The following is a 5,290-nucleotide window of genomic DNA, read 5'->3' on the forward strand; positions in this document are numbered from 1 at the left end:
GGTGACGGATAGGCGTACCCGTGCGCGTCGCCCGCGAGGTACACCCGCATCTGCCCGGTCCGCACCAGTACGACGTCCCCGGCCCGCACCCGTGTCCCGGCCAGCTCCTCGGCCGCGTCCAGGTCCTCGGGCGTGACCGCGTGCCCGCCCTCGAGCCGGTCGACGCCCCGCGCGCGGGCCACGTCGAGCAGCACCCCGCGCGAGACGAGGTGGCGGGCCTTGTCGATGCCCGAGAACGCGGCGCCGCCGTGCGCGGTGACGCCCGCGGCGGGGCGGCCGTTGTAGAGCCGGCCCGAGTGCGAGACGTGGGGCAGCGCGTCCCAGTGGGTGCCCGCCTGGAGGCCCATGGTCACCGCGTCGTCGCTGCACGCGACCGTGCCCGGACCGAACAGCTCCTGGTTGAGCTGCACCATCACGTGCAGCGGGTTGAGCCGCCCCGGGATCACGCCGGTCTGCACGCCGTCCTGCTTCAGCGGCAGCGCCAGCGGCACCCGCCGGCCGCTTCGCACACACCGGGCCGCCTCCCGTACCACCTCGCCGGTGACCAGGTTGAGCGTCCCGATCTCGTCGTCGGCCCCCCAGCGGCCCCAGTTGTTCACGCGCTCGGCGATCTCGTGGAACTCGTCCGGCAGTGACATCTCGGTCCTCCCCGGGGCTTGTCCGCGGCCGTCCGCCCGGACTTAGAATCTAACGGTCCGTCAGAAACCGCGGGAAGGGGCCGGGCGTGGGGAACTTCTTGGCAGGCAAGGTGATCGCCGTGACGGGCGCCGGACGGGGCATCGGCCGCGCGGTCGCGCTCGCCGCGGCGGCCGAGGGCGCGCGCGTGGTCGTCAACGACTACGGCGTGGCGGTCGACGGGGCCCGGCCGGCCGGCGAGGTCGCCGAGACCGTGGTGAAGGAGATCGAGGCGGCGGGCGGCCAGGCGGTGGCCGTCGCCGACGACGTGTCCACCATGGCGGGCGGGCAGCGCGTCGTGGACACCGCCGTGGCCTCCTACGGGCGGCTGGACGGCGCGGTGTGCGTGGCCGGGATCCTGCGCGAGCGGATGCTGTTCAACATGTCCGAGCAGGAGTGGGACCCGGTCCTCGCCACCCACCTCAAGGGCACCTTCACCGTGTTCCGCGCGGCCGCGGCGGTGATGCGGCAGCAGCGCTCCGGCACCCTCGTCGGCTTCACCAGCGGCAACCACCAGGGCTCCGTCTCCCAGGCCAACTACAGCGCCGCCAAGGGCGGGATCATCTCCCTGGTCCGCAGCGCGGCGCTCGGCCTGCACAAGTACGGCGTGACCGCCAACGCGGTGGCCCCGGTGGCCCGTACACGGATGTCGGCGAACGTCCCCGTGGAACTCAAGGAGATCGGCGAGCCGGAGGACGTGGCCGCCCTCGTCGTCTACCTCCTCTCCGACCGCGCCAAGGAGCACGGCGTCACCGGCCAGGTCTACACGGCCGCCGGCCCCAAACTGGCGGTCTGGTCCCAGCCGAGGGAACTGCGCGCGGCCTACGCGGAGGGCGCCTGGACCCCCGAGCGCATCGCGGAACTCCTGCCGGGCACGGTCGGCACCGACCCGATGCCGCTGCTGGAGCAGGTGCGGGAGATGGAGCAGGCGGCGAAGCGCAAGGCCCGGCCCAACGCGGTGTGACCGCGGGGCGATCGGCAGGCGCAACGCCCGGCCCAACGCGCTCTGAACGCAGCACAGTCGGCACGCACCCCTCTCGGACCAAGGCGGCGAGCATGGAGTTCGGGTTCACACCGCAAGACGAGGCGTTCCGCGGCGAGGCCCGCGACTGGCTCGCCGGGCACGCCGGCGCGGCGACCGATCGCCGCGCCTGGGAGCGCACCCTCGGCCGGGCGGGCTGGATCGGTCTGGGCTGGCCGGAGTCCGGCTACGGCAACCGCACGGCGACCCTCACCCAGCAGGTCGCCTGGGCCGAGGAGTACGCCCGTTCCCAGGCGCCGCCCCGCTGCGGCCACATCGGCGAGAACCTGCTCGCGCCCACTCTCCTCGCCCACGGCACCGCCGCGCAGAAGTCCCGCTTCCTGCCGCCGGTCGCGGCCGGCGAGGAGCTGTGGTGCCAGGGCTACAGCGAGCCCGAGGCCGGCTCCGACCTGGCCGGCGTGCGCACCACCGCCGTACGCGACAGCGGCGGCGGCGAGCCGTGCTACCGCGTGACGGGGCAGAAGATCTGGACCTCGCTGGCCCACGAGGCCGACTGGTGCTTCGTGCTGGCCCGGACCGAGCCCGGCTCGCGCCGCCACCACGGGCTCAGCTTCCTGCTCGTCCCGATGGACCAGCCCGGCCGGATCGAGGTGCGCCCCATCCGCCAGCTGACCGGCGCCGGCGACTTCAACGAGGTCCGCTTCGAGGGGGCACGCGCGCGCGTGGAGCACGTGGTCGGCGGCGAGGGCGGTGGCTGGCAAGTCGCTATGAGCCTGCTCGGCTTCGAGCGCGGGGTATCCACGCTCGCCCAGCAGATCGGTTTCGCAAGGGAGTTGGGGGAGGTCGTACGGGCCGCGCTCGACAGCGCAGCGGCGGACGACCCCGTCGTACGCGACCGCCTGGCCGGGCAGTGGGCCGAACTGCGCACGATGCGGTGGAACGCCCTGCGCACCCTGGGAGGCGGTGGCGGCCCGGGGAGCGCGGGCGCTCCGAGCGTGGCCAAGCTGCTGTGGGCGTCCTGGCACCAGCGGCTGGGCGAGCTCGCGACGCTGGTGCAGGGCGCGGCGGCAAGCGTGACAGCGACGGACTGGTCACCGTCCGCACCGTACGAACTGGACGCCGCTCAGCACCTGTTCCTCTTCTCCCGGGCCGACACGATCTACGGCGGCTCGGACCAGATCCAGCGCACGATCATCGCCGAGCGCGTGCTCGGCCTGCCGAGGGAACCGAAGGGCTGAGGGGAGGGCTCGGGCATGCGCGCGGTGGTGTTCGACGGCACACGGGTCGAGGTCGTGGACGACCTGGAGGTACGGGACCCGGGGCCCGGCGAGGTGAGGGTGGCGGTCGCGGCGGCCGGGCTGTGCCACAGCGACCTTTCGGTGGTGGACGGGACGATCCCGTTCCCGGTGCCGGTGGTGCTGGGGCACGAGGGCGCGGGTGTGGTGGAGGCGGTCGGCGCGGGCGTGACCCACGTGGCGCCCGGGGACCATGTGGCCCTGTCCACGCTGGCCAGCTGCGGGACGTGCGCCGAGTGCGACCGGGGCCGCCCGACGATGTGCAGGCAGGCGATCGGCCGGCCCGGGCGCCCGTTCACGCGCGGCGGGCGCCCGGTGTACCAGTTCGCCTCCAACTCGGCCTTCGCCGAGCACACGGTCGTGAAGGCGGTGCAGGCCGTCCGCATCCCCCGGGACATCCCGCTGACCTCCGCCGCGCTGATCGGCTGCGGGGTGCTGACCGGCGTGGGCGCGGTGCTCAACCGGGCCCGGGTGCGGCCCGGGGACAGCGTGCTCGTCATCGGCGCCGGGGGCGTCGGCCTCAACGTCCTCCAGGGCGCTCGGATCGCGGGCGCCACCCGGATCGTGGCGGTGGACGCCAACCCGGCCAAGGAGAAGACGGCCCGCCGCTTCGGCGCGACCCACTTCCTCACCTCCACCCGGGACGTCCGGGACGTCCTGTCCACCGGCGCGGACCACGCCTTCGAGTGCGTGGGCCGCGTGGAGCTGATCCGCGAGGCGATCGACCTGCTCGACCGCCACGGCCAGGCGGTCCTCCTCGGCGTCCCCCCGGCCACCGCCGAGGCGAGCTTCCTGGTCTCCTCCCTGTACCTCGACAAGTCCGTACTCGGCTGCCGCTACGGCTCCTCCCGCCCCCAGCACGACATAGCCCGCTACACCGACCTCTACCGCACCGGCCACCTCCTCCTGGACGAACTGATCACCCACACCTACCCGATCGACGCCTTCCCCGAGGCCCACGAGGCCACGGAAACGGGGAGGGTGGCCCGAGCGGTGCTCACGTTCTGAACGGGAGGTGCGGCCGCGTGGGCGCCGTATACAGTCGAACGATGTTCGAGTTGCGGCGGTTGCAGGCAAGTCATGCCCCGGCGGTGTTGGCGTTCGAGCGGGGGAACCGGGGGTACTTCGCCGCTTCGGTTCCTGACCGTGGGGACGGGTTCTTCGAGCGGTTCGGGGAGCGGTTCGGCGCCCTGCTGGCTGAGCAGGAAGCCGGTGTGTGCGCCTTTCACCTGCTTCTCGACGAGGACGGTTCGGTGGTCGGCAGGTTCAATCTCGTCGACATCGAGGACCGGGCCGCGGTGCTCGGATATCGGGTCGCGGAACATGTCGCCGGGCGTGGTGTGGCGACCGCGACCGTGCGGGAGCTGTGCGGACTGGCGGTGTCGCGGTACGGGCTGCGCGCGCTGCGGGCGGCCGTCGCCCACGAGAATGCCGCGTCCCGGAAGGTGCTGGTCAGGAACGGGTTCGTCCTGGCCCGCCCGGCCGAGCCGGCCGAACTCGGCGGAAAGCGGGGGAGCTGGTACCGGCGCGAGCTGGACCTACAGCCGTAGGCCGGACTCGCGTTCCTGCCGGGGCACCGCCTCGTCGCCGGAGGGGCCGCCTGCGCGGAAGGTGCGCCGGTAGGCGGTCGGGGTCACTCCCAGGGCCGCCTGGAGGTGCTGGCGCATGGACTGGGGGGTGCCGAAGCCCGCGTCGCGGGAGATCTGGTCGACGGAGAGGTCCGTGGACTCCAGGAGGTGGCGGGCGCGTTCGACGCGCTGCTGGGTGAGCCACTGGCCGGGGCTGACGCCGACCTCCTCGCGGAAGCGGCGGGTGAAGGTGCGTACCGACATGGCCTCCTGCTCGGCCATGTCGCGCAGCTGGATCGGCTCGTGCAGCCGGCCCAGCGCCCAGGCGCGGGCGACGGTCGTGGTGGCGAGCTGGGGGTCCGGCACCGGGCGGTGGATGTACTGGGCCTGGCCGCCGTCCCGGTGCGGCGGTACGACGGTGCGCCGGGCCACGTCGTTGGCCACGGCGGTGCCGTGGTCGCGGCGCACGATGTGCAGGCACAGGTCGATCCCGGCCGCGACCCCCGCCGAGGTCAGCACGTCGCCGTCGTCGATGAACAGCACGTCCGCGTCCACCTCGATCCGCGGGAACATCCGCTGGAAGCGCTCGGCGTCCGCCCAGTGCGTGGTGGCGGGCCGCCCGTCGAGGTATCCGGCGGCGGCGAGCACGTACACGCCCGTGCAGATGGAGGCGAGGCGGGTGCCGGGCCGGACGCGCGCGAGCGCGGCGGACAGTTCGTCGGTGAGCCTGCCCTCCTCGTAGACCGGGCCCAGCTCGTAGGAGGCGGGGA

The 5,290-nt window shown here is 73.7% G+C and carries 6 protein-coding genes; 4 read left to right on the top strand and 2 right to left on the bottom strand.

The features are described from left to right. A partial coding sequence (locus IE249_RS18525) for a cyclase family protein (RefSeq protein ID WP_229858778.1) occupies positions 1 to 638 on the bottom strand: 638 nt, incomplete at its 3' end. A gap of 86 nt (positions 639 to 724) precedes the next feature. Here IE249_RS18525 and IE249_RS18530 point away from each other — a divergent pair. The 4 genes from IE249_RS18530 to IE249_RS18545 all read left to right on the top strand — a co-directional run bounded on the left by IE249_RS18530 (position 725) and on the right by IE249_RS18545 (position 4,502). Beyond that, positions 725 to 1,639: an SDR family NAD(P)-dependent oxidoreductase gene (locus tag IE249_RS18530; protein ID WP_189705939.1), complete on the top strand. Its 915-nt coding sequence runs from the start codon at positions 725 to 727 to the stop codon at positions 1,637 to 1,639. Between the two features lie 92 nt (positions 1,640 to 1,731). Beyond that, positions 1,732 to 2,895 carry an acyl-CoA dehydrogenase family protein gene (locus IE249_RS18535; protein ID WP_189705940.1) on the top strand — a complete coding sequence of 388 codons (1,164 nt, stop codon included), beginning with the start codon at positions 1,732 to 1,734 and terminating at the stop codon, positions 2,893 to 2,895. 15 nt (positions 2,896 to 2,910) lie between these two features. Then, complete coding sequence (locus IE249_RS18540; protein WP_189705941.1) at positions 2,911 to 3,960, top strand: Zn-dependent alcohol dehydrogenase; 1,050 nt, start codon at positions 2,911 to 2,913, stop codon at positions 3,958 to 3,960. A gap of 41 nt (positions 3,961 to 4,001) precedes the next feature. Continuing rightward, positions 4,002 to 4,502 (top strand): GNAT family N-acetyltransferase, encoded by a 501-nt coding sequence (locus IE249_RS18545; RefSeq protein ID WP_189705942.1) that lies wholly within the window; start codon positions 4,002 to 4,004, stop codon positions 4,500 to 4,502. On the opposite strand, the gene IE249_RS18550 is transcribed toward IE249_RS18545, so the two are convergent. Next, a partial coding sequence (locus tag IE249_RS18550) for a GlxA family transcriptional regulator (protein ID WP_229858780.1) occupies positions 4,491 to 5,290 on the bottom strand: 800 nt, incomplete at its 5' end. The genes IE249_RS18545 and IE249_RS18550 overlap by 12 nt on opposite strands.

The organism is Streptomyces anandii JCM 4720 (assembly GCF_014650655.1).
Classification (GTDB): Bacteria; Actinomycetota; Actinomycetes; order Streptomycetales; family Streptomycetaceae; genus Streptomyces; species Streptomyces anandii.

Excerpts from the sequence above, each read along its gene's own strand:
- IE249_RS18535 (WP_189705940.1), top strand. The coding sequence starts at position 1,732 with ATGGAGTTCGGGTTCACACCGCAAGACGAGGCGTTCCGCGGCGAGGCC.
- IE249_RS18540 (WP_189705941.1), top strand. The coding sequence starts at position 2,911 with ATGCGCGCGGTGGTGTTCGACGGCACACGGGTCGAGGTCGTGGACGAC.
- IE249_RS18545 (WP_189705942.1), top strand. The coding sequence starts at position 4,002 with ATGTTCGAGTTGCGGCGGTTGCAGGCAAGTCATGCCCCGGCGGTGTTG.